At 53.9% G+C, this 25,884-nt stretch carries 23 protein-coding genes and 1 pseudogene; 9 read left to right on the top strand and 15 right to left on the bottom strand.

Annotated elements, in window-relative coordinates; translation table 11 throughout:
* Positions 1-29 precede the first annotated feature (29 nt).
* Positions 30-800: a class I SAM-dependent methyltransferase gene (locus KGP26_RS06090; RefSeq protein ID WP_223665154.1), complete on the bottom strand. Its 771-nt coding sequence runs from the start codon at positions 798-800 to the stop codon at positions 30-32.
* A gap of 119 nt (positions 801-919) precedes the next feature.
* Here KGP26_RS06090 and KGP26_RS06085 point away from each other — a divergent pair, with 119 nt between their 5' ends.
* Positions 920-1,705, top strand: coding sequence for a helix-turn-helix transcriptional regulator (locus KGP26_RS06085; protein WP_094983235.1), 786 nt, complete (start codon positions 920-922; stop codon positions 1,703-1,705).
* Positions 1,706-1,739: 34 nt separating this feature from the next.
* Here KGP26_RS06085 and KGP26_RS06080 read toward each other — a convergent pair whose 3' ends face one another.
* Together KGP26_RS06080 and KGP26_RS06075 are read right to left on the bottom strand one after the other, a co-directional pair.
* Complete coding sequence (locus tag KGP26_RS06080; RefSeq protein ID WP_021805531.1) at positions 1,740-1,994, bottom strand: hypothetical protein; 255 nt, start codon at positions 1,992-1,994, stop codon at positions 1,740-1,742.
* Positions 1,995-2,173: 179 nt separating this feature from the next.
* Entirely contained in the window at positions 2,174-3,061 is an 888-nt protein-coding gene (locus KGP26_RS06075; RefSeq protein WP_223500956.1) for a pirin family protein, read from the bottom strand.
* Positions 3,062-3,186: 125 nt separating this feature from the next.
* Between KGP26_RS06075 and KGP26_RS06070 the strand changes: the two genes are divergently transcribed.
* The gene (locus KGP26_RS06070) at positions 3,187-4,095 is read left to right on the top strand and encodes a LysR family transcriptional regulator (protein WP_094983233.1); all 909 of its coding nucleotides are present in this window, start codon (positions 3,187-3,189) and stop codon (positions 4,093-4,095) included.
* Here the strand turns inward: KGP26_RS06070 and KGP26_RS06065 are convergent, their stop codons facing one another.
* Positions 4,096-4,479: a VOC family protein gene (locus tag KGP26_RS06065; RefSeq protein ID WP_021805534.1), complete on the bottom strand. Its 384-nt coding sequence runs from the start codon at positions 4,477-4,479 to the stop codon at positions 4,096-4,098.
* Positions 4,480-4,481: 2 nt separating this feature from the next.
* Entirely contained in the window at positions 4,482-5,264 is a 783-nt protein-coding gene (locus tag KGP26_RS06060) for a DeoR/GlpR family DNA-binding transcription regulator (RefSeq protein ID WP_021180241.1), read from the bottom strand.
* Between the two features lie 199 nt (positions 5,265-5,463).
* On the opposite strand from KGP26_RS06060, the gene KGP26_RS06055 reads away from it, so the two are divergent.
* A complete protein-coding gene (locus KGP26_RS06055; protein ID WP_223665153.1) occupies positions 5,464-6,069 on the top strand; it encodes a hypothetical protein in 606 nt (201 codons plus the stop codon).
* A gap of 13 nt (positions 6,070-6,082) precedes the next feature.
* Here the strand turns inward: KGP26_RS06055 and KGP26_RS06050 are convergent, their stop codons facing one another.
* From KGP26_RS06050 to pagP, 3 genes are all read right to left on the bottom strand, one after another.
* Positions 6,083-6,343 (bottom strand): DUF333 domain-containing protein, encoded by a 261-nt coding sequence (locus KGP26_RS06050; protein WP_305801995.1) that lies wholly within the window; start codon positions 6,341-6,343, stop codon positions 6,083-6,085.
* 51 nt (positions 6,344-6,394) lie between these two features.
* Positions 6,395-6,886, bottom strand: a complete 492-nt coding sequence (locus KGP26_RS06045) for a DUF2501 domain-containing protein (protein ID WP_115158589.1) — start codon at positions 6,884-6,886, stop codon at positions 6,395-6,397.
* A 129-nt stretch (positions 6,887-7,015) separates the two neighbouring features.
* Positions 7,016-7,606: a lipid IV(A) palmitoyltransferase PagP gene (pagP, locus tag KGP26_RS06040; RefSeq protein WP_059199975.1), complete on the bottom strand. Its 591-nt coding sequence runs from the start codon at positions 7,604-7,606 to the stop codon at positions 7,016-7,018.
* Positions 7,607-7,864: 258 nt separating this feature from the next.
* Here pagP and KGP26_RS06035 point away from each other — a divergent pair, with 258 nt between their 5' ends.
* The 4 genes from KGP26_RS06035 to KGP26_RS06020 all read left to right on the top strand — a co-directional run bounded on the left by KGP26_RS06035 (position 7,865) and on the right by KGP26_RS06020 (position 12,974).
* Positions 7,865-8,572, top strand: a complete 708-nt coding sequence (locus KGP26_RS06035) for a DUF554 domain-containing protein (RefSeq protein ID WP_021805540.1) — start codon at positions 7,865-7,867, stop codon at positions 8,570-8,572.
* A 388-nt stretch (positions 8,573-8,960) separates the two neighbouring features.
* Positions 8,961-10,640: an alpha-keto acid decarboxylase family protein gene (locus tag KGP26_RS06030; RefSeq protein WP_115158588.1), complete on the top strand. Its 1,680-nt coding sequence runs from the start codon at positions 8,961-8,963 to the stop codon at positions 10,638-10,640.
* Positions 10,641-10,766: 126 nt separating this feature from the next.
* Positions 10,767-11,369 (top strand): tellurite resistance methyltransferase TehB, encoded by a 603-nt coding sequence (gene tehB, locus KGP26_RS06025; protein WP_021805542.1) that lies wholly within the window; start codon positions 10,767-10,769, stop codon positions 11,367-11,369.
* Positions 11,370-11,480: 111 nt separating this feature from the next.
* On the top strand, positions 11,481-12,974 hold the full coding sequence (locus KGP26_RS06020) for an aldehyde dehydrogenase family protein (protein ID WP_179248303.1): 1,494 nt from the start codon (positions 11,481-11,483) through the stop codon (positions 12,972-12,974).
* 446 nt (positions 12,975-13,420) lie between these two features.
* Here KGP26_RS06020 and tynA read toward each other — a convergent pair.
* Together tynA and KGP26_RS06010 are read right to left on the bottom strand one after the other, a co-directional pair.
* Positions 13,421-14,044, bottom strand: a pseudogene (gene tynA, locus KGP26_RS06015) (primary-amine oxidase); the annotation flags it as partial.
* 108 nt (positions 14,045-14,152) lie between these two features.
* On the bottom strand, positions 14,153-14,350 hold the full coding sequence (locus tag KGP26_RS06010; RefSeq protein WP_021805545.1) for a DUF4762 family protein: 198 nt from the start codon (positions 14,348-14,350) through the stop codon (positions 14,153-14,155).
* Positions 14,351-14,796: 446 nt separating this feature from the next.
* Here KGP26_RS06010 and KGP26_RS06005 point away from each other — a divergent pair, with 446 nt between their 5' ends.
* Together KGP26_RS06005 and alr are read left to right on the top strand one after the other, a co-directional pair.
* The gene (locus tag KGP26_RS06005) at positions 14,797-15,168 is read left to right on the top strand and encodes a VOC family protein (protein ID WP_021805546.1); all 372 of its coding nucleotides are present in this window, start codon (positions 14,797-14,799) and stop codon (positions 15,166-15,168) included.
* Between the two features lie 587 nt (positions 15,169-15,755).
* On the top strand, positions 15,756-16,988 hold the full coding sequence (gene alr / locus KGP26_RS06000) for an alanine racemase (protein ID WP_223665152.1): 1,233 nt from the start codon (positions 15,756-15,758) through the stop codon (positions 16,986-16,988).
* A 53-nt stretch (positions 16,989-17,041) separates the two neighbouring features.
* Here the strand turns inward: alr and KGP26_RS05995 are convergent, their stop codons facing one another.
* The 5 genes from KGP26_RS05995 to evgA form a co-directional block, all read right to left on the bottom strand.
* Positions 17,042-18,163 carry a cupin domain-containing protein gene (locus tag KGP26_RS05995; RefSeq protein ID WP_223665151.1) on the bottom strand — a complete coding sequence of 374 codons (1,122 nt, stop codon included), beginning with the start codon at positions 18,161-18,163 and terminating at the stop codon, positions 17,042-17,044.
* Between the two features lie 232 nt (positions 18,164-18,395).
* On the bottom strand, positions 18,396-19,934 hold the full coding sequence (gene gadC / locus KGP26_RS05990; RefSeq protein ID WP_059199968.1) for a glutamate:gamma-aminobutyrate antiporter: 1,539 nt from the start codon (positions 19,932-19,934) through the stop codon (positions 18,396-18,398).
* A gap of 102 nt (positions 19,935-20,036) precedes the next feature.
* Positions 20,037-21,437, bottom strand: coding sequence for a glutamate decarboxylase (locus KGP26_RS05985; RefSeq protein WP_059199967.1), 1,401 nt, complete (start codon positions 21,435-21,437; stop codon positions 20,037-20,039).
* 230 nt (positions 21,438-21,667) lie between these two features.
* Entirely contained in the window at positions 21,668-25,264 is a 3,597-nt protein-coding gene (locus tag KGP26_RS05980; protein WP_223665150.1) for a response regulator, read from the bottom strand.
* 4 nt (positions 25,265-25,268) lie between these two features.
* Entirely contained in the window at positions 25,269-25,883 is a 615-nt protein-coding gene (gene evgA, locus KGP26_RS05975; RefSeq protein ID WP_037375334.1) for an acid-sensing system DNA-binding response regulator EvgA, read from the bottom strand.
* Position 25,884: the final 1 nt, after the last annotated feature.

Below are 25,884 nucleotides of genomic sequence, written 5' to 3'. Positions count from 1 at the left end.
GGGCAGCCCACAACGGCTGCCCTGAAATTTTAACCTTTCACCGCTTCAAACATCATGATGTCACTGGTAAATGTGCCGTCGGCCTGAATCGCAAAGTGTTGGCGAACATCTTCTGCTACCCCCTGCTGTAACGCACGGATCGCCGTGACAAAATGCTCAGGCGTCCGCATCCGCGCCACCCAACTGCTGAACTCCAGATCCAAACGATCGGTCGTGACTTCCCGCACCAACAACCCAGACTCGGTCAACATGCTCAGCCACTCACCTGGTGCATAGTTGCGCACGTGCGAAGTATCCCGCAGCACTTCGACCGTTTGCAGATAGATATCCAATAACGGATGCCCCGGGGAGACCACATCCATAAAGATGGCTCGCCCGCCTGGTTTCAATACCCGTTTAACTTCACGCAGTGCCCGACCCACATCGTGCCAATGGTGTGCCGAGTAGCGGCTGATCACCACGTCAAAGCTGGCATCATCAAAGGGTAACGACTCCGCTACGCCCTGCTGCAGCTGAATATTCTCCAATCCCTTTTCCTGCGCCGCGTTGCCAACCACCGTCAGCATCTGCGCCGAAAGATCGTACGCCACCACCTGCCCGACATGGGCCGCAGCGGTAAAGCTGGCGTGCCCTGCCCCGCACCCCAGATCGAGCAAGCGGGCCTCGGTACTCCCTGCCAACTGCTTGGCCAGGCGTTGCAGATCTTTCCCTTGCGCATGTACCGCACTGGTCAGGTAGGCATTGGCCTGTTCGCCAAACTGGCGGTCGACCGCATTTTTATGGCTGTTGCTGATGCTCATAGCTGCTCCCATTATTATCTGGCTTACGCCGGTGCCGAGATGGCTGGTAATGACTATAATCAAGCAGCTATACGGGTACAATATGAGCAGTTATCCTAGTATAAACAGGTACCACCCTAATGGAATCAGACGCAATATCCAGCCAGAAAGCCCTAGGTGCCTTTTTGCGTGCGCACCGCGAGCGGATCACGCCAGAAATGCTGGGCCTGCCCACCGCAACACGCCGCCGCACCAGTGGTTTGCGCCGTGAAGAGCTGGCACAAATCAGCGGTATTAGCGCCACTTGGTATACCTGGATAGAACAGGGGCGCGAGGTGTCAATTTCCCCCTATACGCTGGCACGCATCGCCACGGCGTTACGGCTGGGCCATGCCGAGCGGCACTACCTGTTCACCCTGGCACATATCACCGATCCTGAAAAAGAACAGCCGCAGGAGACGGTTAATGCCGCCGTGCTGCAAAGCGTGCATCAAATAACCGTGCCCTGTTATCTGCTCGATCTCACCTGGAATATGGTGGCCTGGAACCCACAGGCGGAGGAGCTGTTCTGCGATTGGCTTAAGCAGGCAAAAACCCCCAACCTGCTGCACTTCATGTTTTTTCACCCTCAGGCGAAGGTGCTGGTCAGTGACTGGGAAAATCGGGCTCGACGAGTGGTGGCCGAATTTCGTGCCGAAACCAGCCATCATCAGGGAACGGAAGAGATACGCGCCTTTGTGCGCAATATGACCCACAACAGCGAAGCTTTTCACCATTGGTGGAAGCAGCAGGACGTGATGGCCCGTGAAGGTGGTGAACGTACCTTCAGCCACCCACAGCAGGGGGAGCGGCATTTTCAGCAGGTCACGTTCTACCCGGCGGAGCACAGCGGGTTGAAGTTGGTTATGTTAATGCCGTTATGCTAGCCCGCTAAAAAATTATTGCGCCTGGCAAACGGCGTTAGCGGGTTTGGTCACTGTCAATCTTCGCCAGAACCTGGCGGTAGGCTTTGACTTTCTGACGTTTTTTCAGCCAGGTAGTGGTTGAAACAACAAAAATGGCACCGGACATGGCCAATACGCCGGTAGGATGACCATAAAACGCCATCAGAGCAAAGTAAGCGGCTGAAACAATTGCCACCCATTTCGCCGAATTGCCGACGGCATTTTTTTCTAGACTCAACCGACGGAGAGCTTCTTCTTCACTGATCCCCATACGCGCTCCTTGTGAAATTAACACTCCATTATATGTGGAGATCCCGCTGAATTTTCAATCGGTTTCTCAGTAAAGATGCGTAAATTTCAATACGTTGTTCGCAGCAGGAACGTTCGCGGTCGGGAAATTTGAGTATGACGCCCGGCACGGAGAGCATTTTCTGTACCGGGACATCAATTTTACAGATTGCTGCCTGAGGTAGTCAGCGGCATCGCGCCAAACTGACCGCTGTTGAAATCACGGAAAGCCTGTTGGATCTCCGCCTCGTTATTCATCACGAAGGGGCCGTAACCGACGATGGGCTCATCGATAGGCTCACCACTCAGCACCAGCAAGCTGACGTCACCATTTGCCTCAAGGGTGATGGAGTCGCCAGCGCGATCCAGCAGCACCATTTGCGTTTCCCGCACAATCTGCTCGCCGTTAACCAGAATCGCCCCATGCAGCATAACCACGGCCAGCGTATGCCCTTCTTCCACCTGCAAGGTGGTGGTATGCCCGGCGTTCAGCTTCATATCCCACACGTTGATCGGGCTGAAGGTACGCGCTGCGCCAGCATGACCGCCGTAGTTCCCGGCAATCACCCTGACCTGCCCGGCGTTATCCGCCAGAGGCACGACAGGAATATCCTGGTTGAGCAAAGTCTGGTAACCCGGCGCCGCCATTTTGTCTTTGGCTGGCAGGTTGACCCAAAGTTGTACCATTTCTATGGTGCCCCCTTTCTGCGAAAAGTCTTTGGAATGAAACTCTTCGTGCAAGATGCCTGACGCTGCCGTCATCCACTGCACATCGCCAGGGCCAATCACCCCACCGCTGCCGGTGGAATCGCGATGCTCTACTTCGCCCTGATAGACAATGGTGACCGTTTCAAACCCGCGATGGGGATGCTGCCCCACGCCACGTCGGCCACTGTGCGAACGGAATTTGGTTGGCGCAGCGTGATCCAGCAGCAGGAACGGGCTCATCTCTGCGCCCAGCTCGTTATATGAGAACAGGGAATTCACCAGAAAACCGTTGCCGACCCAGTGAGCTTCCGGGCTGTTATAAACACCAAGGATCTTTTTCATCTTAAACTCCTGTTGCAGGCCTCGCGGCCTAACGTTGATGACAGAAGTTTAGTCCAAGGCGATTTGCCGCAGTAGTCGGCAAGATATACACTCAGTGTTCTATCAATAGAACGATAAGGGCACCGATGCAGACAGACCTGAACGATCTGTATTTCTTCGCCAGCGTGGTAGACCATCAGGGATTTGCCCCGGCAGGGCGTGCGCTGGGCATTCCCAAATCGAAGCTCAGCCGCCGCGTGGCGCAGTTGGAAGAACGGCTCGGCGTACGCCTGATCCAGCGTTCAACCCGGCGTTTCTCGGTGACCGATTTGGGGCAAAGCTATTATGTGCACTGCAAGGCGATGCTGGTTGAGGCCGAAGCGGCACAGCAGGCGATCGAACAAACCCGGGCGGAGCCTTGCGGCACGGTACGCATGTCTTGCCCGGTGGCGATGTTGCATACGCGTATCGGTAGCATGGTGGCCAGGTTTATGGCGGATTATCCACGGGTGACGGTACATCTGGAGGCGACCAACCGCCGGGTCGATGTGGTGGGTGAAGGGTTGGATCTGGCGGTTCGCGTCAGGCCACCGCCGTTAGAAGACAGCGACCTGGTATTGAAAATCCTGGCTCAGCGCAGCTGGTGCATCGCAGCCAGCCCGGCATTGGTACGCACCATCGGCGCTATCGATTCACCTGCTGGGTTACAGCACTACCCAACGCTCGATCTCGGCCCGGCGAGAACGCAGCATCAATGGCAACTCAGCGGCCCAGAGGGGCAAACGTTTCAGTGGGAGCATCAGCCCAGACTGGTCACCGACGATATGCTGATGCTGCGTACCGCGGCGATTGCTGGGGCCGGTATCGTTCAACTGCCGACCATGATGATGCACGACGAGATCCTGCGGGGCGATCTGGTGCAGCTGTTGCCCGGTTGGCAACCTCAGGGCGGCGTGATCCACATTGTCTATCCCTCACGCCGTGGCATGCTGCCAGCGGTACGGCTGCTGATAGATTTTCTGGCTCAGCAGTTTGCCACCCTGGAGGAAGCGTGATCAGGCGGTGATTTCGATCGCGTTGCCGTCTGGATCGCGAATGATGGCCTCATAAAAGCCATCACCGGTCCAGCGCGGTGCCGCCTGCAAAATCCCCTCTTGGCTGGCCCGCTGTGCCAGTTCATCCACCAACGCCTCGCTTCCGAGCGACAGTGCAATATGGGCCCAGCCAACGCGTTCCTCCCCTTTCCCCCCCGGCAACAGGCCAGGCACGCACATGATCTCCAGCGCGGGGCCATCCGCCAGTTGAACAAAACGCGAGGTAAAGCCTGGGCGATTTTTGCTCACATACTCCTCCCCTGCTACGCCATTGAAATAGCGCTGCCAGAAGCCGACCTGAGCCTCAATATCCTCTGTCCATAGGGCAACATGGGCGATTTTCATCCTCATTCTCCATCATCTGCGGAAATATACAGCACGCTACCGCCACTGAGAGTGACCTGCTGCTCGAGCTGCGCATGGCCGCCACGGGCAATCACCAGATAATCGACCTGGTTGGCGGGCATGAGCGTATAAGGCGCATAGGTATTGAACTTGTCGCGGGTACACAGCACCGCGACGTTGCCAGCGCGTGCCAGCATTTGCTTCTTGAACTGCGCCTCCTGATAGCGCAGCGCGGTAAAGCCACTGTCGGGATCGTAAGCACAAACGCCGGTGAAGGCGATGTCGAAACGAAACGCGGCAATCTCGGCCAATGCCTTGGCATCGACGCTGCCGCCGATTTCTGCATCTAGCTCACCGCCTATCAAAATAGTACGTATCCCAGGGCGTTCCAGCAGGCGGCTAGCCACGCTTAGCGCATTGGTCACCACGGTGAGTTGCCGATCGCGGGGCAGCAGATCGGCCAGATAAAGATAGGTACTGCCCGCATCAAGAAAGATCACCTGCCCGGTCTGGATCAGAGGCAAGGCTGCCTGGGCCAGCCGATGTTTTTCATCGCCACTAATCTCAACCCGCTCGGCCATATAGCCACCGGCAGGCGTGAGCGCCAACGCCCCACCATAGATCCGTTTGCACAGGTTTTGCGCCGCCAGTTGGCGCAGATCGCGGCGGATGGTGGCCTCGGTGGTATGCAGTTGCGCCGCCATTTCAATCGCCAGCACTCGCCCCTGCTGTTGCAAGGTGGCGAGAATGGCTTGGTGGCGCTCATTGGGCAGCAGTTTTGACATTCTGAAGGTCCGGCAAAGTAACAACGAGCATAAATGTATACAAACGAACACAAACGTACAATCGTTTTCTATAAAAAGCGCTTTTGGCGATTTTCGCCGCCAGGATGTTGGCTATACTGGAAAAAGTTACGTTAACGCAGATGTAACGCTCTGATTAATCACCCATTGAAAGGCAAGTTGCGGCTTGAAAGGAAAAACAATGCTATTGAGAGTTGCAAACTGGCTGTTTCAACTGCCGGGAAGGCTATTGGCACCGATCTTCCGCAATCGACTGACCCTGTTGATCTTCTTTATGCTGGTTGCAGCCGGGGTTTTGCTGGCTAAACGCCACTTGAGTGAAGGGGAACAGGAGGAGAGTTTTACCCTTGCCGCCCCCCAAAATTACGTGATCCAACGGGAAGCCCCATTACGGGAGGCACGCCAACACTGCGTTGGGCCGTTGCCAGATAATCAGGGCAGCCCATGGCCCGCTTCGGCAGGTTATCTCCATGAGCCAGATTGGCAAGCAGGCAGCAAATTGCAGACGTTGACGCTGGATAATCAGCACAATGAATTTGCCGTGTTGGTCAAACTGGAGAACACCACCAAGCAACTGCTGGCCGAGGTGTTCCTCCCGGCCGCCAGCAGCTTCAATATCAAGCTGGAGCCCAACGGCCGCTATGTGATGAAGGTGAAAAACATCCACAGCGGTTGTAGCTTCCGTAAGGCCCTCTCGGTGGCAGATCGGCCCGATGGCAGGCTGCCATTAACCTTTTCAGAGGAGGGGCCAAACCAATATCATCCAATCAGTGATAGGGAGTTCTAGCACGGTTATCGGGTTACTTTTTCGCTGGATGGTCGCGGCGGAACAGCTCCCAGCTGTCAATCTCTTGCCCATCAGGCAAAGTGCAGGTGGAATACTGCCCCTGAGCATTCTGTTTGGGGTTAAGCTTGCCGCCAATCTGGCTGCAATACACATCTGCCGGATTCGCCATACCAATCACCTTTGGCGGCGCAGGCGCATCATCATGGGTTTTCGCCGTACACCCCTGTAACAAAGCTACACTAGCGAAAAGAGAAAGTATCAGCATCTTGCTCATTGAGATTATCTTCACCGTGAGTTGAGTAGGAGCATCGCTGACCCCAGGGGATCAGGAAATAAAGGACATACCCTGCTTGAGCACCAGATCGCAGGCTTTCTGCTTCACCTTCTCGGTGATTTGCGAGGTGCCAAGGCTATTGAGATCCAGCGTGTTGCCCTTGCCGGTAAGCAACAGGCCACCCAGACCTTGCTGATAATCTTCACTGTTGGCATTGGCCGTGCTGGTGATGCCCAGTTTATTCAGCAGTTGGTCTTTCACCGCTTCGGTGCCGTTCGCCGATAGAACGTTATTCTGCACGCAGTACTGCAAGATCCCTGCGGCGTTGGTCATGCTGGAGGAGCTCAATGCTTTATCACCGCCGTTGAGTAATCCACTCAGCGAAGACAGCGACATGCCACCGCTGCTGGTGCTACCACCCGATTTGCTCAGTTCTGTGGCGGCACTGCCAAGGGAGTCCATCAACCCGGCGGCCTGGGCACTGCCCGTAGCCATTACCGTGGTCAAGCTCAGGGCCAACAATAAGCGATGTTTGGTATTCATAACGGCAAGACTCCTGTTTAACTGCAAAATGATGGCGCAATTAACACCACGCTTAGCTCGGACGCCGTGCCAACCGACAAGTTCCGTTTATTCGGACTGCCGCGCATTTTTCAGAACATCGGCAAGTCATCACAACTGCCAGCGTAACCAAGCGAAGAACACGTTACCGTTGTTGTAAGTACCCGGAATATAGGTGGCCTGGAAGGTCAGTTGCTTATAGCCGATCGAGGCCAACGGCAGCGGCGCGGGGATCGGGATATATTTCCAGTTGTCACGAGCGGTCACGCTGGCGGTAAATCCCAGCCCCAGACGGAAATCCTCCCCTTCAATCGGTCGCCAGATCTTCTCATAGGCATAACCGCCGATCGGCTCCCACTTGTTGAAGGAGTCCTTGAACGCCATCAGGTAGATCGCGTGCCAATCACCATCGGCATCAAACCGTGAGATGCCATAGCCAGCCCCCCAAGGGCGCTCGTTATACTCGTCGGTCTTTTCCTTGTCGTAGGTCCAGCGGTTGTGCCAAGTGATCGCCGGGAGATAGAGCTCCTTATTGGGCGAGTTGTTCCAGGTTTCCGCCACGTTGCCGGTAAAGCGCCCCCACCAGCCTGGATCTTCTGCGTGCGCGGCATTGCTATTTTCCGCACTAACCTCGGCGTAGGAAGGCAGTGCAGGAAATATCAACGCCAACCCCCCGGCTAACAAGATCCTTTTAACCACCATTTCACAACTCCTGTAAAAATAAAACCGGGGATTCTTACCGATCGTCCTATCCTGAGCAAGCCGTATCTTACTGGTCCGATGCTTTTATCGCCCCTCGTTGAGAGAAGGTTAAGTTTGGTGCGCGATGGCGTGCTAGCGGCATACGTGCTCAAGTTATGCGCCTGGATACGCGTTGTCTGTCAGAAAACTCCGGTTATCCTGCTTGCACCTCAACGACTTATGGAGGAACCTTAGCTTTTATTTGCCGGGGGGATAAGTATGGTTATTGGTCCATTTATTAATGGTGCAGCAATATTGGCCGGTGGCATTGCAGGGGCAATGTTGGGCCATAGACTACCGGAGCGGGTGCGCCTGGCATTGCCAATGACCTTTGGTATTACCTCCATGGGGATGGGCATAGTGCTGATTGGCAAGGTAGCTCATATGCCGGTGATGGTATTGGCGCTGGTGCTGGGAGCGCTGCTTGGCGAGCTTTGCTACATCGAACGAGGCATCAGCCGCATCGCAGGCTGGGCCCGTAATCTGATGTCTCCCAAAGGCGCTGTCAGAGAGGACCAGAAAGAGTTTCTGGAGGCATATGTCGCCATTATCGTGCTGTTTTGTGCCAGCGGCACCGGCATCTTTGGCTCGATGCACGAAGGGATGACCGGGGATGCCAGCGTGCTGATTGCCAAATCTTTCCTTGATCTGTTCACCGCGCTGATTTTTGCTTCCACGCTTGGCCTGGCCGTAGCGCTGATCGCCGTCCCGCAGTTGGTCATCCAGTTAGCGCTGGCGTTTGGTGCCGTGTTCATTTTGCCGCTGACCACACCGGCAATGCAGGCCGATTTCTCTGCCGTTGGCGGATTAATGATGTTGGCCACCGGCTTGCGCATCTGCGGCATCAAGCTGTTCCCGGTAGCCAATATGCTGCCAGCATTGGTGTTGGCGATGCCGATTTCGGCGGCCTGGATTATGTTCTTCTGAGCGCCACTCTCCCACTCTAAATTATCTTCCTCCTGGCGTAGCGAAAAATTGACGCCCGGCCAGGAGAGAAGTGAAGATGGCGGAAAGTACCTATCTGGCGTTTCCCTTCTGCCCTTGCCGCGATTTTCAGCGGACATCAATGCAAGAAAAGTACCGCCCCCTGCGAAAACCGTTCTTGCTACCCCTTTGGGGTCGTAAACTCCTTGATACGATAAGCAATCCTTCCCCAAACCCGCTCAACTTGAACAAGCCACCACTTTCACCAACTGTTAATGCTGACGCCCTACAAGCGACTCGCATTTTCAACGATTAACCGCGCGACATCGCCAGCCGTTCCCTGCTGCGCACGGTTAAATAACAATAAATTGACGTGAATGTGGAGCAATCAATGAGGATCACCATAGGTTCATTCATCCTGCAACAGCTGCGTGCCCTGAAAGTGGATCGCATCTACGGCGTGCCCGGCGATTACAACCTGGCGCTGCTGGAAACCATCGAGCATGACCAAGAGTGCGAATTCATTGGCAACTGTAACGAGCTTAACGCCGCTTACGCCGCCGATGGCTATGCCCGTCTCAAAGGCGCCGGGGCGTTGATCACCACCTATGGCGTGGGCGATCTGGCGGCCCTTTCCGGCATTGCCGGAGCCTATGCGGAATCAGCTCCGGTGATTTGCATTGCAGGTACACCACCGCTGCACGCCATGCAGGGCAATGCGCTGCTGCACCACTCTCTGGCAGACGGCAATTTTGATAACGTGATGAACTGTTTCCGGCAGTTTACCGTGGCGCAGGCGCTCATCACCCCGGAAAATGCCGCAACGGAGATCCCGCGGGTCATTGCCTGCGCTTGGCAACGTAAGAAGCCGGTTTACCTGCAGCTACCTTCAGACATTTGTGAAGTGGAAATTGAGGTTGCCGATAACCCCGCCCCATATCGTTTGCCAAGCAGCGATGCCAGCCATCTTCAGCTTGCCAGCGCAGCCCTGCTCGCACGGATTAGCCGTGCTAAACGGCCAATCATCCTGATCGATCAGATGGTCGAACGCTATCACCTTCAAACGCAGGTGTTAGCGTTGGCGGATAAATTCGCCATCCCGCTAACCAATATGCCCACGGCAAAATGTGCGATCTCAGAGAACACGCCGGGCTGGCAAGGCGGCTACAACGGCGATCTGTCTCGCCCCGAGTTGTTTGAGCTGATGGCCGAGTCAGATTGCATCCTCAGCTTTGGCGTACGCCTGGTGGATTCCACCACCGGTTATTTCAGCCAGCAGATCCCAGAGCAGTCAGTGGTGGATATTCAGCCTTTTTCGCTGAAGCTGGATAATCTGTCCTATCCGGCGGTAACGGCAAGCGAGCTGCTGCAAGCTCTATTGGAGAAAGTTCCTGCCACCAGCCTGCCGCCGCTGAAGCCACTATCCCGGCCGCAACAAAAACTGGCGCAGCCAAGCAGCGAACCGCTCGATCAGGACTATTTCTGGCAGCGGATACAGCGCTTTATTCAGGCGGATGACGTGCTGGTCGTTGAAAATGGCACCTCTGGGGCAGCGATCGGCGGCATGCGGATGCCAAATGGCGTTACGGTGGTCAACCAACCAATATGGGGATCGATCGGCTATACCTTACCCGCATTACTCGGCACGATGATGGCCGCGCCCCAACGGCGGCAGTTGCTGTTTATTGGTGATGGCTCCTTCCAGCTCACCGCCCAGGAACTCTCAACGCTGTTACGCCATCAGCAAAAGCCGATCGTCTTTCTGATCAATAACGACGGTTACACCATTGAGCGCTATATCCTTGGCGAAACGTCGTCTTATAACGATATCGGCTCGTGGGATTACGCAAGACTCCCGGCGGTGCTAAGCCCGCAGACACAGGCGTTTTGCGTCGCGGTAGCAACCAGCCAACAGCTGGAGATGGCGCTGGAGCAGGCTTCGCGTCAGGACCAGTTGGCGTTTATCGAGGTGAAATTGCCGAGGATGGACTCCCCACCGGCGATGAAAGAGTTCTGCCGCCGCTGCAACAGCTTTAACTTTGGGCTGCACAACCCAAGGCGCATTGGCTGATAAAACCAGGGCCTGGCACAGGGATACCGCCAGGCCAAACTGAACGGGTATACTGTGATCCTCTCAACGGCTAGGCAAAAGGCCATTAAAGATGTATTTTATATACATCAAATATAGAGGAACACCATGATGGATCAGCAGCCCCCCCTGCCAGAAAACTACTACACCCAAAAATACTCCCTGACGGCCACCCATTCCGAAGTCCTTGAGGCAGCCAAACTGATCGCGCCCGGCAAGACGCTGGATCTGGGCTGTGGCAGCGGCCGCAATGCGCTGTATCTCAACCTGAAAGGTTTTGACGTTACCGCCTGGGACAAAAATGCTGCATCAATCGCCGCGATAAACCAGATCATAGCCACCGAGCAGCTTGCACATATCAGCGCCAGTGAGCAGGATCTCAATACTCACCGCTTTAGTGGCCAGTACGACTTTATCCTGTCTACCGTGGTGTTTATGTTCCTGGACCGCCAGCAGATCCCACACATCGTGCGCAATATGCAAGACAGCACGGTCAAAGGAGGCTACAACCTGATCGTCGCGGCCATGGATACGCCAGATTATCCCTGTACGGTGCCCTTCTCATTCACCTTCAAACCGGATGAGTTAGCAGACTATTATCAGGATTGGGACATCATCAAATATAACGAGAACCCCGGCGAGCTGCACCGCGTCGATGCCGAGGGCAACCGCATCAAACTGCGTTTCGCTACCTTGCTGGCGCGTAAATAGCCCGTAAGTGTCACGCAGTACAAACCCATTGTCAGGCAGATGAAAACCGCGTTGGGCATAACGCTATAGACTGTTAAGGGTAACGATCCGTTTATTCCCTTAGGAGGGCGTATGCCTAATGTGACCATACTGGACAGCGTAGTCCGTTTCCTCGATCGTCAGCACGGCCTGTATATCAACGGCCAATGGCAAACCTCACAGGCCGAATCGCGGCTGGCGGTCTATAACCCAGCCGACGGCAAACAAATCTCCTGCACCGCCGATGCCAACGCCGCCGACGTGGAGCTGGCGGTCACCTCGGCCCATCAGGCCTTTACCGCTGGCGTTTGGGCACAACGCCTGCCCGCCGAACGTGAGCGTATTTTACTGCGCTTCGCCGATCTGGTTGAACAACACGCCGAGGAGCTGGCCCAGTTGGAAACCCTGGAACAGGGGAAATCCATCAACATCTCCCGCGCCTTTGAAGTGGGCTGCACGCTGAACTGGATGCGCTATACCGCCGGGCTGACCACCAAGATCGTCGGGCAAACCCTGGATGTCTCCATTCCGATGCCGCCGGGAGCCAAATATCAGGTCTATACCCGCAAGGAGCCGATCGGCGTAGTGGCCGGAATTGTCCCCTGGAACTTCCCGCTGCTGATTGGCATGTGGAAGGTGATGCCAGCGCTGGCTGCGGGCTGTTCCATCGTCATCAAACCGTCTGAAACGACGCCTCTCACCCTGCTGCGTATAGCTGAGCTAGCCAGCGAGGCAGGAGTACCACCGGGCGTGTTTAACGTGGTGACCGGCAAAGGAGCTATCTGCGGTAAGGCGCTGACGGAACATCCGCTGATCGCCAAAGTGAGCTTTACCGGCTCCACGCCGGTGGGGAAAGGGATCGCACGCGCGGCGGCGGATCGGTTGACCCGCGTCACGCTGGAGTTAGGCGGTAAAAACCCGGCCATCGTGCTGAAAGATGCCGATCTGCAGCAGGTGATCGAAGGGTTGATGGCCGGCAGCTTCCTCAACCAGGGGCAGGTCTGCGCCGCCAGCTCACGTATCTATATTGAAGCCCCGATTTACGATCGGCTGGTCGCCGGTTTTGAGCAGGCAGTGAAGTCGCTTTCTGTCGGGCCGGGGATGGATGGCAACGCCCAGATCAACCCGCTGGTGTCCAAAGAACACCGCAACAAGGTGGCCGCCTATTTGGATGACGCCCGCAACAAACACGCCGAGTTGATCACCGGAGCCGCCGGGCCTGACTTGCAAGGCTTCTATATTCCCCCGACGCTGGTGATCAATCCCGATGACAGCCTGAACCTGGCGCGGGAAGAAGTGTTTGGCCCGGTCGTCAACCTGATCCGCGTAGCGGATGCCGAAGAGGCGCTGCAGAAGGCCAACGATACCGACTATGGCCTGACGGCCAGCCTGTGGACCACCAGCCTGCAAGCGGCGATGGCTTATACGCCACGCATTCAGGCGGGCACGGTGTGGGTCAACACTCATACGTTAATTGATGCCAACATGCCGTTTGGCGGCATCAAGCAGTCTGGCAGCGGCCGTGATTTTGGCCCGGACTGGTTGGATGCTTATACCGAGTCCAAATCGGTGTGTATTCGCTATTAGTTAGCACTGCATTGAAAGAGTCAGGGGGGCGAATCGCAGAGTTCGCCCCCCTGTGTTATTTGCCGTCACCCGATATCGCTGCTTCCCCTCACCCCAACCCTCTCCCACAGGGAGAGGGAGCTGGTACGGAGTTAGGCTCAGGTGCAGGAGTCGTTCTTTGGCATACTGCTGACAAACGCCAACAGAACCAAACCGTAGGGGTGCTGCATGCTGCGCCCGTCTGGATAATCAATAGATTGCAGGAGCTCGCTGTTCCTCTACTCCTTCAATCTCTCTCACAGGGAGAGGGAGCTGGTACGGAGTTAGGCTCAGGTGCAGGAGTCGTTCTTTGGCATACTGCTGACAAACGCCAACAGAACCAAACCATAGGGGTGCTGCATGCTGCGCCCGTCTGGATAATCAATAGATTGCCGGAGCTCGCTGTTCCTCTACACCTTCAATCTGGCTTACTGCTGCTTTTGCCCGTTCAGATTCAGCGTTGGCGTTTCATCGAAGAAGTTCCATGGTTTCAGCAAGGCGTGCACCCACTCAGTTGGCATAATCGGCCACTCTTCCGCTCGCGCCACATGGGTGGTGCCGGTGGTGAGCCAGACCACGTCGTCGGTATTGTCTATCGGCTGGTTGTCCGCCGTGTACTTGCCCAGCCCGGTATCGTGGATCGAGCGGTTGGGGTATTTGCCTTCCGGATAGCGTTCATTCGGGTTGTAGCGGATCACCCACAGTTGCCGATCCATAAAGCTCAGGCGGTGGTAAATCCATTCGTCATTGCCAAAATTGGCCTCCTTGGCGATCGGGTGCGTACCGCCCGCATACGGGATCAACTGATAGGAAACCGGGTTACCCATCTTGTTCAACCGGCTCGGGTTGCTCAGCAAACGGAGGGTAGAAGGATCGAATTTCTGTGCCGCCTGCTGTTCGGTAGTCACTTTCACCTGATCGACCTGCATGGTGCTGGTGCGCGGGCCGCTCCGATCGTTAGGCTTCACATCTGGGTTCAACTCCACCAGGCTGTTATTTTCGCCATCCACATCCATATCCATATCCATATCCAGCCGGAAGTTGTAAAGGATAGCTTTCGTCGCGGGGATATAAATAATCGCAGAAACAAGAAGAGAATATGGGGGAAAAGGAAAGGTACGACACCATCCATAGTGCCGTACCTTGACTATTACTTGCGATTAAGCGCCGCAGCGAGCCAGATCGGCTGGTTCACGAGTCAAAAATTCACCGAACTTGCCTTGGCAGGTGGCAACGCGACGGCAAACGGTTACCGCAGAGGTACCGGTACCTGTGGTTTGACGCTCATAGGTAATAACACAGCCAAGTACATAACCACCAATAACATTTGAAACTTCAGATGCGTTTAATTTCTTCATAAATATATCCTTATAGTAATTACCAAAATGAACTTGCAATATTTTGCTAGAAAATAACTTTAATTTAACGAGATATTATCGTCTTAAAGCGATTAAATTATAATAATAGAATAAATCCACAGTCAACATTAAAGCCTTACCTATCCCACGTTATGGATTGGTCTTGATTAAAAACAAGAATAATCCATCATTAACCCCCTAAACATACATTCATTATATGATTAATAAAAAATTATCTGGTGTAAGATATTACAATATCGGCAACAGGAATAAACCCAACTGACCAGTTATCATCGCATTGGGCTTTATTGAATAGAGTTCATCCTGGTAAGTCCCCAACAGCAGAACAAACACGAGTTGATTACGTGATCTTTATCACTGTATAAATAAACAGCATATGTAACATAACCAATCAGGAACAACAATCAATACCACTGGAGAATACCATGAATAAAAATATCGTTAGCTGGTTTGAAATTTATGTTACTGATATGCCACGAGCAAAGAAATTCTATGAGGCAGTATTCGACACGCAGTTAGAAAAACTGGAAACCGAGGGCATGGAATACCTGATGTTCCCTTACCAGGAAGGGGGGGAAGGGTCTGGCGGCGCACTGGTTAAAATGGCTGGCGTGCCAGTTGGAACGGGCGGCACCATGGTTTATCTGTCATGTGAGGATTGCGCCGTAGAAGAAAGCCGCATTGTGCCAAACGGCGGTGAAATCCTGAAAGAAAAATTTGCCATCGGCGAACATGGTTTTATTTCCATCGCCAAAGACAGTGAAGGCAACGTGATTGGCCTGCATTCCATGAAATAATACCCCTCACCCTAACCCTCTCCCAAAGGGAGAGGGGATCAGATCGAGTTCGTTGATTGCTCTGTGTAATACCCTATCTTTCTCCTGATAGGGTTATGGAAATTCGGCGACATACTATGGATGAGGGACGATCGAGTTTTCTGAGATTATCTATTTACTTCTAAAAGAGCTGGGGCTATCAGCTCCCTCGCCCTGTGGGAGAGGGGATCAGATCGAGTTCATTGATTGCTCTGCGTAATACCCTATCTTTCTTCTTCTTACTCCCTGGTGTGGTTCTTAAAATTAGCAGACACACCATGGATGAGAGAGTATTGGAATATTCTGAGATTATCTATTTACTTCCAAAAGAGCTGGGGCTATCAGCTCCCTCTCCCTGTGGGAGAGGGTTGGGGTGAGGGGACAACCAAATAGCTACATTTATTACCCGCATCGTCCCCCCCCCTGTAGCTTATTAATAAATTTGACAAAAAGTCAGTTTTGTCATTTATTGAATGCCGCTGATCGCTCAGCCACACCCGCCGTCAAATCAGATAAAAAAACTGACTGAGGCCGATAAAAACTCTTTTTTATTTCACCAGGAAAGGAATATGCCGCTGCATTTACGCCATTTAGTCTTAATACCGCTATTAACGTTGGTGGCTTGCCATCAACCTGCTGCCACCAATCCCACTCATTCTCTTACCGCTACGGTTAAAAGTTCACCGGCGGCGGTGGTAAGCAATGCCCGGTTGGAAATCTCACAAAGCGCGCTGGAATATAACACCCACAAAATTCAGCAACTGTTGGGCGATAAAACTACCCTTTGCGCCATTCTGAAAGGCGATGCCTACGGGCACGACCTTTCGTTGGTGGCACCCGTGATGATCAAGAATCACGTGCAGTGCATTGGCGTGGCCAGTAACCAAGAGCTGCAAACCGTGCGCGAACTCGGCTTTAAAGGCCGCCTGATGCGCGTGCGCAATGCCACCGAAGCAGAGATGCGCCAGGCTACCGACTATGACACCGAAGAGCTGATCGGTAATCTGGAGATGGCGAAACGCCTGGATGCCATTGCCGCCCAACAGGGCAAAACCCTGCGCTTCCATTTGGCACTGAACTCTGGCGGTATGTCACGTAACGGCCTGGAAGTCAGCGAAGCTGCCGGATTGACTGAAGCCAAGGCTATCTCTGCATTACCCTATCTGAAAATGGTCGGCATCATGTCCCACTATCCTGAGGAAGATGCAGCGGCGGTGCGCAAGGATCTTGCCCGCTTTAAGGTGCAATCCCAGCAGGTGCTAGACATTACCGGGATCAAACGCAGCGACGTGACCTTACACGTTGCCAATACCTTTGCGACCCTCACCGTGCCGGAGTCCTGGCTTGATATGGTGCGCGTTGGCGGGGTGTTTTATGGCGATACCATTGCCAGTAACGACTATAAACGTGTGATGACCTTCAAGTCATCCATCGCGGCACTCAACCATTACCCTAAAGGCAATACCGTCGGTTACGATCGTACCTACACACTAAAGCGCGACTCGGTATTGGCGAACATCCCAGTGGGTTATGCAGACGGCTATCGCCGTGTGTTCAGCAATGCCGGTCATGTATTGATCCAGGGGCAGCGGGTGCCGGTGGTGGGTAAAACCTCGATGAATACCGTAATGGTGGATGTGACCGACGTGAAAGGCGTCACTCCTGGTGATGAGGTGGTGTTCTTCGGCAAGCAGGGTAATGCAGAGATCACCGCCACTGAAGTTGAAGACATCAGCGGTGCGCTGTTTACCGAGATGTCGATCCTTTGGGGCGCGACCAATAAGCGTGTTCTGGTGGATTAATTAACTCCCCCAGGCAAAGGCTTGCGCCGAGACCTGGGGGAAATCTATACCGTTTACTCGTCGAAGAACCAATACCCCTGATTAACCAGACCCGTTAACTCGGCAACGAACACCGGGTTTTGCAGCGCCTCACCTAACTCTTGCTTACCGACGATAGTGTAACGGCATAGGGCATCGGCGGCTTTAGGCTCGACGGTATCCAGACGCTCGCTGTTGATAAAGAAGCTGCCGCCAACCTCCAGCACCCTTAAGCCACTCAGGCGAGTCAGGACGGCACCGTCCATCAACGCTTCGATAACCTCATCTTGCTCGTAAGGCGGTTGCGCTGGGGCAATGTCCAACTCGTGGCGCGGCGTGGTCACGAAGCGGCCAAACCACTGTTTGAAATCTTCCGGCTGATTAATCATCTCGGTCATCATGCTGCGCAGGCGATCGAGCTCATACTCTTCAACCCGGCCCGGATGTTCCCGGCAGGTTAAATCAGGATCGCTGTAATGCTCGCCCCCGAGATCGTTTTCCAGCGCATAGTCCGCAAAGCTGCTGATTAAATCCCTGCCGTTAGGGCCACGGAAGCCAACGGAGTAGTTAAGCGCGGTTTGGTGGGTAAAGCCGTCGTGCGGGAAGCCCGGTGGAATATACAAGATATCGCCCGGTTCCAGATCTTCATCGATAATCGGCTCGAAAGGTTCCACGTGCAGCAGTGCCGGATGCGGACAAAACTGCTTCAGCGGCAGTTTGTCACCCACGCGCCAGCGGCGGCTCCCCATGCCCTGGATGATAAAGACGTCGTACTGATCGATATGTGGCCCTACGCCGCCGCCAGGGACCGAGAAGGAGATCATCAGATCGTCCAACCGCCAGTCCGGTAATACACGGAACGGGGTAACCAACTCCGCTGACGGAGCATGCCAGTGGTTAACCGCCTGGGCCAACAGTGACCAGCCGGTTTCCCCCAGATTATCAAAATGCTCGAACGGCCCGTGGCTCGCCTGCCATTGACCATGGGTTTGGCTGACCAGACGGCTGTCTACCTCAACCTCCATCGCCAGACCGGCCAACTCGTCCGGAGTAATCGGATCGACAAAGTTCGGGAAGGCATTTTTTAATACCACAGGTTGTTTTTGCCAGTATTTCTCTAAAAATTCGGGCCAGTTAAGATTCAGTTGATAAGCCATGGGTCCACACCAGTGAGAAGACAAACGGGCCTGATTATAAAGAGGCTGCCACTCACGCCGCCTTGTCATTGGTCAATGACTGGGCGTTAAACTGGGCAAAAAGAAGGTATTGGGGGATATTGGTGAATGGGCAGGGATGAACAGGTTCGCCCATGTCTAACATATTGAATATATTAACGGGCGCTGCATGCAGCGCCCGTTATTGCAAGTTCAGTGCACAGTGAAGAAACGATTAATGCACTTGCTTGTCATCGACAAAAATATGGTGCGCGGAGCGTGCACGCGGGTGGATAAAGAAGTGCCCTTCTGGCGCAGAATCCGTGCTTACAGGCACCAGCTTGAGGTTGGTCGCCTTCAAGCGTTTATCATGCAGCGCATAGATAATGAACGGGATAGCCACAACCACCAGGAAACACACCACCAGCATAGTCACATACATATGGTCGGCTTCAAGCCCGGCCAAACCTGAGGGCGGGAAGAATGAGACCACAAAGGCAACCGCAGAGGTGAGTAAACCAATCGTAGCCACGGTAAGCTTGACCACATTACCCCCCGGAATATTGAAGACACGTTCGTTTTCCGGCTGTTTGCGTACCAGTTTGATGTAGCCCAGGAACAGCAGGAAATAGCTGCACAGGTAGATCACCACGGTCAACGCCAGCGCAATCAGGAAGGACATGTTATTGCCGCCCCCGGTGTTGGTCAGGACAATCAGCGCAATCGACGTAATCACCAGTTGAGAAATCACCAGTGCAACCGGCACACCATTCTTGTTCATTTTGGCAAAGCGAGCAGGCAAGATCCCTTGTTGTGCGGTAACCAACATGCCGCGAGACGGCCCAACAATCCAGGCGGCGATTTCTGCCAATACCCCTAACAACAGCAGTGCAGCAATGACGCGAACAGCCCATTCAAACTGCGGACCAAAGTGCGAGATCAACACGCTGAAGGTTTGCATTACCCCCGCAGAAAGATTGATTTCACCATGAGGGATCACCGCTGCGATAGACAGACCGCCGACAGAGCTTAAACAAATGGCCGCCGCCATCAGTAACAGCATGGCAAGCGGGTAATCCCGGCCTGGGTTTTTCATCTCGTTGACGTGAGTCGCCGAGGCTTCAACGCCCATATAGCTCAGGATAAACGCTACGAACACCACCAGCGTGCCCATTTGGGTAAAGTCTGGGAAGAAGGTAGAGGCGTTCATTTCGATGGCCAGTGGCGCACCAGAATGCAGATAGCTGACGGCCAGGGCCACCAGAACAGCCGCAGGTAACAAGATACCGGCAAAGAAGCCAATCTTGGCAATGCGCGCTGTGTTTTTGGTGCCACCGAACTGGGTGAACGCCAGCCCCCACAAGATGACCAATGCCGCGACGGTTTTAACGACCGGGTCTTCGTTCAGTTCAGGCCACTTGAGGATATAAGACAGCGCCCCCAGCACAAAATAGAGCATAGGGATAAAACCTATGGCAATTTGCAGATAGCCAAAAGAGATGGCGGCAAAGCCCCATTTCTCACCCAGCGTTTTAGACACCCAGGTGAATACCCCACCTTCCTGCCATCCTTTTACCGTCGCCATCTCGGCGGCGCATAGGCCAACGGGAATAAACCATAGGAACCCGCCTAACAGCAGGAAGAAGATGAGAGAAAAACCCGAGGTTGCAAAGGTCGGATATTCATAAACCGCCATTACCATAGATGCGGTAATAGCAAAAAACCCTAACAACGTTAATTGCTTTGGAGCGGCGCTTTTTTCTGTGCTCGCCATAACGATTCTCCTGCAGGAAGAGGTTACTCTTCCCAACGAATATTGGTGGGGGAAAAAGCGGGGCTGGCATCGACGCCGCCCCGATATAATAAAGCTCTGGCCTTAGCCGTGATGGAATCCGCTACCTTGTTGCGCAGACACTGGGTTGGTGACAGGGTGATTCTCGAATTCAATCAGTGCCCTTTTGATATCGTCGATCAGCAGGCAACCGAGGTCGTAGCTCACGCCGTGACGCACCAGGATGCGTTGAATAACCAGATCTTCACGGTGTGTCGGCATCGAATAGGCCGGAACCTGCCAACCGCGAGCGCGCAGTTTTTCCGCCAGATCGTAAAGGGTATAACCACCGATCGCCGCGCCGTCTTTCAATTTCCACGCCAGCGCCGGGATGCCTTTATCGCTGTCACCATCAAACAGGATTTCAAACGGTCCTAACTTGCCAATCTCGGCCGCTAAATGCTGAGCCGTGGCGTAGCAAGCGTTGTGAATTTTGGCGTACCCTTCGCGGCCAAGGCGCAGGAAGTTGTAATACTGCGCAACGATCTGGCCACCGGGGCGTGAGAAGTTCAGTGCGAAGGTTGGCATGTTGCCACCGAGATAGTTGACGTTGAAAATCAGCTCTTCGGGCAAATCCGCCGCTTCACGCCATACCACCCAGCCAGCACCCAACGGCGCCAAACCAAATTTATGACCGGATGAATTAATGGATTTCACCCGTGGCAGGCGGAAGTCCCACTCCAGTTCTGGCGAGCAGAATGGAGCCAGGAAAGCGCCGCTGGCACCATCGATGTGCATCGGAATATCCAGGCCAGTTTCCTGTTGCAGGCGATCCAGCGCATCACTGACCTCTTTCACCGGCTCGTACTGGCAGGTGAAGGTCACGCCCAGGGTTGGCACGACACCAATGGTGTTTTCGTCAACGCGCTTGAGCACTTCTTCCGCATTCATGATCAGACGATCGCCTTCCAGCGGGATTTCACGCAGCTCTACGTCAAAGTAACGAGCAAACTTGTGCCAGCAGATCTGTACCGGGCCACAAATCAGGTTGGGTTTATCGCTAGGCAGCCCCTGCTCGGCACGCTTTTTGCGCCACTGCCATTTCAGCGCCAGCCCTCCCAACATGGCGGCTTCTGAGGAACCGATGGTTGAACAGCCAAGGGTGGTTTCCGGCGTTGGCGAATTCCACAGGTCGGCCAGCATTCTGACGCAGCGGGCTTCAATTTCGGCCGTTTGCGGATATTCATCTTTATCGATCATGTTCTTGTCGATAGACAGATCCATCAGTTCACGAATTTCGTCATCCACCCAGGTCTGGCAGAACGTCGCCAGGTTTTGGCGGGAATTACCGTCCAGCATCAGTTCATCGCGGATGGCATTAAAGACGTTACGTGGATTGCGCTCGGTAATTGGGAAGGTTGACTTAGGTAATTCACCCGCCAAATCTTGTGACGCGTAAACATCATCATTTTCATTATAAGCTGGGGTGTTATTTGCCTTGTTCATAATAATAACCTTTTAAGATAGACCTATTAATCAAGAATTAAATTCGCGATATCAGGTAGCATAAATAGCGTTATTATTTGAACGCTACGTTCGCCACAAAACTTGATAAGGATATTAAAACAGGACTCATAACGAAGATATCAGAGCGATTTGTAAATACTGTAGGCGCGGGACTACACCCGTAGGCTTGTATCAAGGGGCGCAGCATGTAGCGCCCCTTGTGAATATATCTATGGGTGGGAAAATGCCTCAATAGCTGCATTCAGCCCCTGCAGCAACTTTTCCAGCTCGCGCATGCCTTCTTCGATCACCGCCTCATGCTGTTGTGTCGCCAGCGCATTTTCCAGTTCTTCGCTAAGCAGATGTAACGACGTGGCCCCCAGCAGCTGAGCCGTACCATTAATGCGGTGTAAATGGGATTGCAGAGTCGGCCAGTCCTGAGAGTGGAGTGCCTTTCTCGCTGCCGCCAAATCTTGGTCATTTTCCAGGCGGGATTGTTCAAGCATCTGGCGCATCAGGGCGCTGTCACCCAGGCTGAGTGCCTGCAGCGTTGCCATATCGATAAACTCGCTGAGTGGATCGGCCTGCGAAGGGCCTGTCACACCTTGTAGCGCAGCTTCCAACTTCGGTAAATCTACCGGTTTAAACAGGCACAGGTTCATGCCCATCGCCAGGCAGCGCTCTTTCTCTTCGGCCTGTGCGTTGGCAGTTAACCCCCAGATAATAATGTCCCGATTGAATTCACGTACCCGGCGGGTCAGCGTTATGCCATCCATATTAGGCATATTGAGATCGGTGATGAGCAGATCGTACGGATTGGCCTCGATCAAGGCCAGAGCTGCCACACCATCAATGGCCTCATCGACCCGATAGCCAAGCGTAGCCAACTGACGACGCAACAGAAGCCGGTTGGTGGGGTGATCGTCCGCAATCACAATCCTCAGCGCTTTAGGGCCACTGACGGGCGATTTTGGTGTAAATGAAATGGCGGCAACCTTTTCCAGGTCCGTAACCGCGGTGGTGAGCGTCACCGTCATGGTGGTGCCCCTGCCCGGCTGGCTGGCCATGTCTATGGTACCATCCATGCGTTCAACCAACTCACGGCAGATCGTCAAACCCAATCCCGATCCGGTCTGTTGTTTACCCCACTTGGTCTGACTAAAGGGCTTGAACAGATGTTGCTGTTCCTGCGGGCTAATGCCCGCCCCGCTATCTTTCACGCTCAGCGTCAGGCAAGTGTGATCGGTGCCCTGCGCATGCGTTTGCGCTATCACTTCGATCCCGCCCTCAACGGTAAATTTGATGGCGTTACTGAGGAGATTGGCCAGCACCTGTTTCACCGCCTGCGGATCGAGCCACAGCGCCTGCGTTTTTTCCAGGCGGTAATCGACCGACAGCCGCAGGTTTTTCAGCGTGGCCACCCCTTCAAAACTACTGACCGTCGTAGCTAACAACGAGGCCAGATCTACCCATTCCGGCGCCAGCTCAAAGTTACCAGACTCAATTTTTTCCATATCCAGCACATCGCCAATCAGGCCCAGTAGTGACTGAGCGGTGGAATAAGCCAGCTGAATAGATTCCTTCTCTGCTGCCGGACTTTGGCTATGGGTGGTCAGTAGCTCCAGGAACCCCATGATCGCACTCACCGGCGTACGGATCTCATGGCTCATGCTAGCAAGGAAAGTGCTTTTGGCTCGATTGGCATCAATGGCCTTGTCTTTCTCCACCTGCAACGCCTCCATCAACTGCCTGGATTCGGTAATATCCTGCCAGCCGCAAATCAGCGTGGGCGGCGTGTTGGCCGGTAGTTGGCACAGCGTTAACCAGTGTAAAATCAGGCGTTCTTCCGTTCCATTACTCAGCACCAACTGATGAGGGATAACCTGGTTGACTTGCAGCCCTTGCTGGATATTGGGTTGAAGCGCTGCGAAAATGTCTGCCAGAGGATGACGGCGATCGAACAATGAATGATGCATCGCGGCATGTAACTCGGGGGTGAAGAAGGCCCCGAAGGCGCTGTTGTAGCTTTCGAGCTCACCTTCCACCGAAATAACGTACACCGGCACGGGGATCGAGTTGAATAAGGTCTGGCGGAAACCGAGCTGATACTCAAGCGCAGCCTGTGCCTCTTTGCTTTTACGGATGGCCCGCAGCAGATAGGCTCCCCACAGCAAGCTGCTGACAACCAGCAGCGTAGCCAGAACGATCACCAGGTAAAAAGGCCGGTTATAAAGGTTCCAGGTGTCAATTTTCACTTCGGGGGTTTTTACCCACTTCCCGGCCAAATTCATCAGCTCTTTGGGGGGAATATCGTCGATGGCCTTATTTAGAATGCTTTGTAATTCTTGCGAGCCACGTGGGATGACAAAGGCGATCTGGGCGGTGCGCTCGTCGGGGATACGGAAATAGCTCAGCCGATTGGGATAATAGTGATCGATGATGTAGCGCGAGGCGAGCTGTGTGGACACCACTGCGTCAATTTCCCTCCGATCCAGCATGCTCAGCGCCGCACCGGTGTTCTCTACCTCAACCCATTGCACACCCGGATATTTGGCTTTTAGTTTTTCCGATAACGTATGGTAGGCCGGAATAGCGACTTTCATGCCAGGCTTCATCGTTTCGGTCTGCTTGACCGCCGCGCGGGTGACGATCACAAAAGGAGTAGCCAAAAACGGATGAGTAAAGGCCGCCTGTTCTTCCCGCTCTGGGCTGTACGTGGCCGAGGACAGGATATCCCAATTGCCACTACGTATTATGCTGGCCATCTCTTCATTGGAATTGGCAATCACCGGTTCAAAGGTCAAACCGGTTTGCAGCTGGATCAGGTTAAGGATATCGCCAACTATCCCGCGTATTTCCTGGTTTTCATCCACCATGCTAAACGGGGCGTAATAGGGATTAATCACTATGCGCAATTTGCGGTTTTTTTCCAGCCAGCGCGTTTCCTGTGGGGTAAAAGCCAGGTCCCTGGTTAAAAAGGTGAGGTTACCCATATCAATCCAGGACTGAGCAATCTGGCTATGCTGAGGTTCGGTCAGTGAACTGATAAATCTGTCGACAATGTTGACCAATTGCCGCTGACTATCGAGCGCAATAAGCACGTCGCCGCTTTGCGGTGCTCGCCAGAACTTCACCATTCCCAGCGTCTGGTAGAAATCGCGCGCGATAATAAAACTGGCGGTGAGGTTATTGCCGAGAAAGTAGTCACTCTGATGACTGGCAACCGAGGCCAACGCCTGATATTCATCGGCAAAAGAAATGACGCTGGCGTTAGGAAATGCCTGTTTAATAAATGATTCTGGGGGATAATCCCGGGTGATCGCTATCTTGAGCTTATCGCTATTATCGTGAAACGGCTTCATCACCTCGGCAAGCCGCGTCACCAGGGTTGGATAGCCTTGCACCAGCGGCAAGCTGGCAATAAAGGGAGCCTTTTGCGGGCTAATCCTACCGGGCGTAGTGAGAACAAGATCGACGCGGCCCGCAAGCAGTGCCGCCAATGCCTGTTGCTCATCGGCGTAGAGTTTGACGTTTACATTGATATTCAGAGCCTTTCCAAACAGCGCAAGGTAATCCGCATTCATTCCCCAATAGCGTCCGGTGACGCTATTCATCGTCAACGGTTGGGATTCAACTCCATACACCGCAACGGTAAGACTGTGCTTTTGCGCCAGCCAGATAAAGTCGTCGTGGCCCAGGTAGATGGCAGGAGGCGTGACCAGGTGGTTACTCGCCAGCGCTAACGTGATCGGCCCGTTGATCACAGCCTGTGCAGGCAGCATCAGACACAGTAAAACCAGCCAAAACCCCAGTACCCGTTTTAGCATGCACTCACCCAATTTTATTACGGTTGGCGAAAGCAAACAGATCGGCCAACGAGCTACAGCCGAGCTTCTCCATTAAACGGCTTTTATAGGTGCTAACCGTTTTATTACTGATAAACATCGCCGCCGCAATCTGCATATTATCTGCACCGCCGAGGAGGGAACGCATCACTTTGATCTCCTGGCTGGAGAGCGACAGCAGCATTTCCTGTTCCGAAGAAAGACTGCCGACAAAGCCGTTCAGTGAAAAAGGAAAATAGCTGTAGCCATTCTGGGCAGCATGCACCGCGGCGATGATATTGGTCATGCCCTCTTTTTTACTGATAAAAGCATTAGCCCCGGCATCCGCGCTACGCTTGCCGTAGAACAGATCGTTTTTGGCGGAAACCACGATAATGATTTGGCTGAACTGCTGCTTTCTGAGTTTTTCAACCACCTCAATGCCGCTCATGATGGGAATATCGACGTCGACAATCACCACGTCTGGCTGCTGCTGCGCCACCTGCAGCAACGCCTCTGCCCCGTCCGCTGCCTCGCCAATGACGCTAATACCTTCACTTTCCAGCAGGTTCTTGATCGCCATACGAGCCAGAGGGTGGTCGTCAACAATTACGGCGCGCAAA

The sequence above is a fragment of the Serratia sp. JSRIV002 genome (assembly GCF_019968725.1).
Taxonomy (GTDB): Bacteria; Pseudomonadota; Gammaproteobacteria; order Enterobacterales; family Enterobacteriaceae; genus Chania; species Chania fonticola_B.
This window is presented reverse-complemented; position numbering and strand designations above follow the sequence as displayed.

Coding starts and splice junctions, on each gene's coding strand:
- KGP26_RS05995 (WP_223665151.1), bottom strand. CDS start 18,163: ATGGCTTATCAACTGAATCTTAACTGGCCCGAATTTTTAGAGAAATAC.
- KGP26_RS06050 (WP_305801995.1), bottom strand. CDS start 6,343: ATGAGCAAGATGCTGATACTTTCTCTTTTCGCTAGTGTAGCTTTGTTA.
- KGP26_RS06085 (WP_094983235.1), top strand. CDS start 920: ATGGAATCAGACGCAATATCCAGCCAGAAAGCCCTAGGTGCCTTTTTG.
- KGP26_RS06030 (WP_115158588.1), top strand. CDS start 8,961: ATGAGGATCACCATAGGTTCATTCATCCTGCAACAGCTGCGTGCCCTG.
- KGP26_RS06055 (WP_223665153.1), top strand. CDS start 5,464: ATGCTATTGAGAGTTGCAAACTGGCTGTTTCAACTGCCGGGAAGGCTA.
- gadC (WP_059199968.1), bottom strand. CDS start 19,934: ATGGCGAGCACAGAAAAAAGCGCCGCTCCAAAGCAATTAACGTTGTTA.
- pagP (WP_059199975.1), bottom strand. CDS start 7,606: ATGGTGGTTAAAAGGATCTTGTTAGCCGGGGGGTTGGCGTTGATATTT.
- KGP26_RS06035 (WP_021805540.1), top strand. CDS start 7,865: ATGGTTATTGGTCCATTTATTAATGGTGCAGCAATATTGGCCGGTGGC.
- KGP26_RS06090 (WP_223665154.1), bottom strand. CDS start 800: ATGAGCATCAGCAACAGCCATAAAAATGCGGTCGACCGCCAGTTTGGC.
- KGP26_RS06080 (WP_021805531.1), bottom strand. CDS start 1,994: ATGGGGATCAGTGAAGAAGAAGCTCTCCGTCGGTTGAGTCTAGAAAAA.
- alr (WP_223665152.1), top strand. CDS start 15,756: ATGCCGCTGCATTTACGCCATTTAGTCTTAATACCGCTATTAACGTTG.
- KGP26_RS06075 (WP_223500956.1), bottom strand. CDS start 3,061: ATGAAAAAGATCCTTGGTGTTTATAACAGCCCGGAAGCTCACTGGGTC.
- KGP26_RS06010 (WP_021805545.1), bottom strand. CDS start 14,350: ATGAAGAAATTAAACGCATCTGAAGTTTCAAATGTTATTGGTGGTTAT.
- KGP26_RS06060 (WP_021180241.1), bottom strand. CDS start 5,264: ATGTCAAAACTGCTGCCCAATGAGCGCCACCAAGCCATTCTCGCCACC.
- KGP26_RS05985 (WP_059199967.1), bottom strand. CDS start 21,437: ATGAACAAGGCAAATAACACCCCAGCTTATAATGAAAATGATGATGTT.
- KGP26_RS06070 (WP_094983233.1), top strand. CDS start 3,187: ATGCAGACAGACCTGAACGATCTGTATTTCTTCGCCAGCGTGGTAGAC.
- tehB (WP_021805542.1), top strand. CDS start 10,767: ATGATGGATCAGCAGCCCCCCCTGCCAGAAAACTACTACACCCAAAAA.
- KGP26_RS05980 (WP_223665150.1), bottom strand. CDS start 25,264: ATGCTAAAACGGGTACTGGGGTTTTGGCTGGTTTTACTGTGTCTGATG.
- KGP26_RS06005 (WP_021805546.1), top strand. CDS start 14,797: ATGAATAAAAATATCGTTAGCTGGTTTGAAATTTATGTTACTGATATG.
- KGP26_RS06045 (WP_115158589.1), bottom strand. CDS start 6,886: ATGAATACCAAACATCGCTTATTGTTGGCCCTGAGCTTGACCACGGTA.
- KGP26_RS06020 (WP_179248303.1), top strand. CDS start 11,481: ATGCCTAATGTGACCATACTGGACAGCGTAGTCCGTTTCCTCGATCGT.
- KGP26_RS06065 (WP_021805534.1), bottom strand. CDS start 4,479: ATGAAAATCGCCCATGTTGCCCTATGGACAGAGGATATTGAGGCTCAG.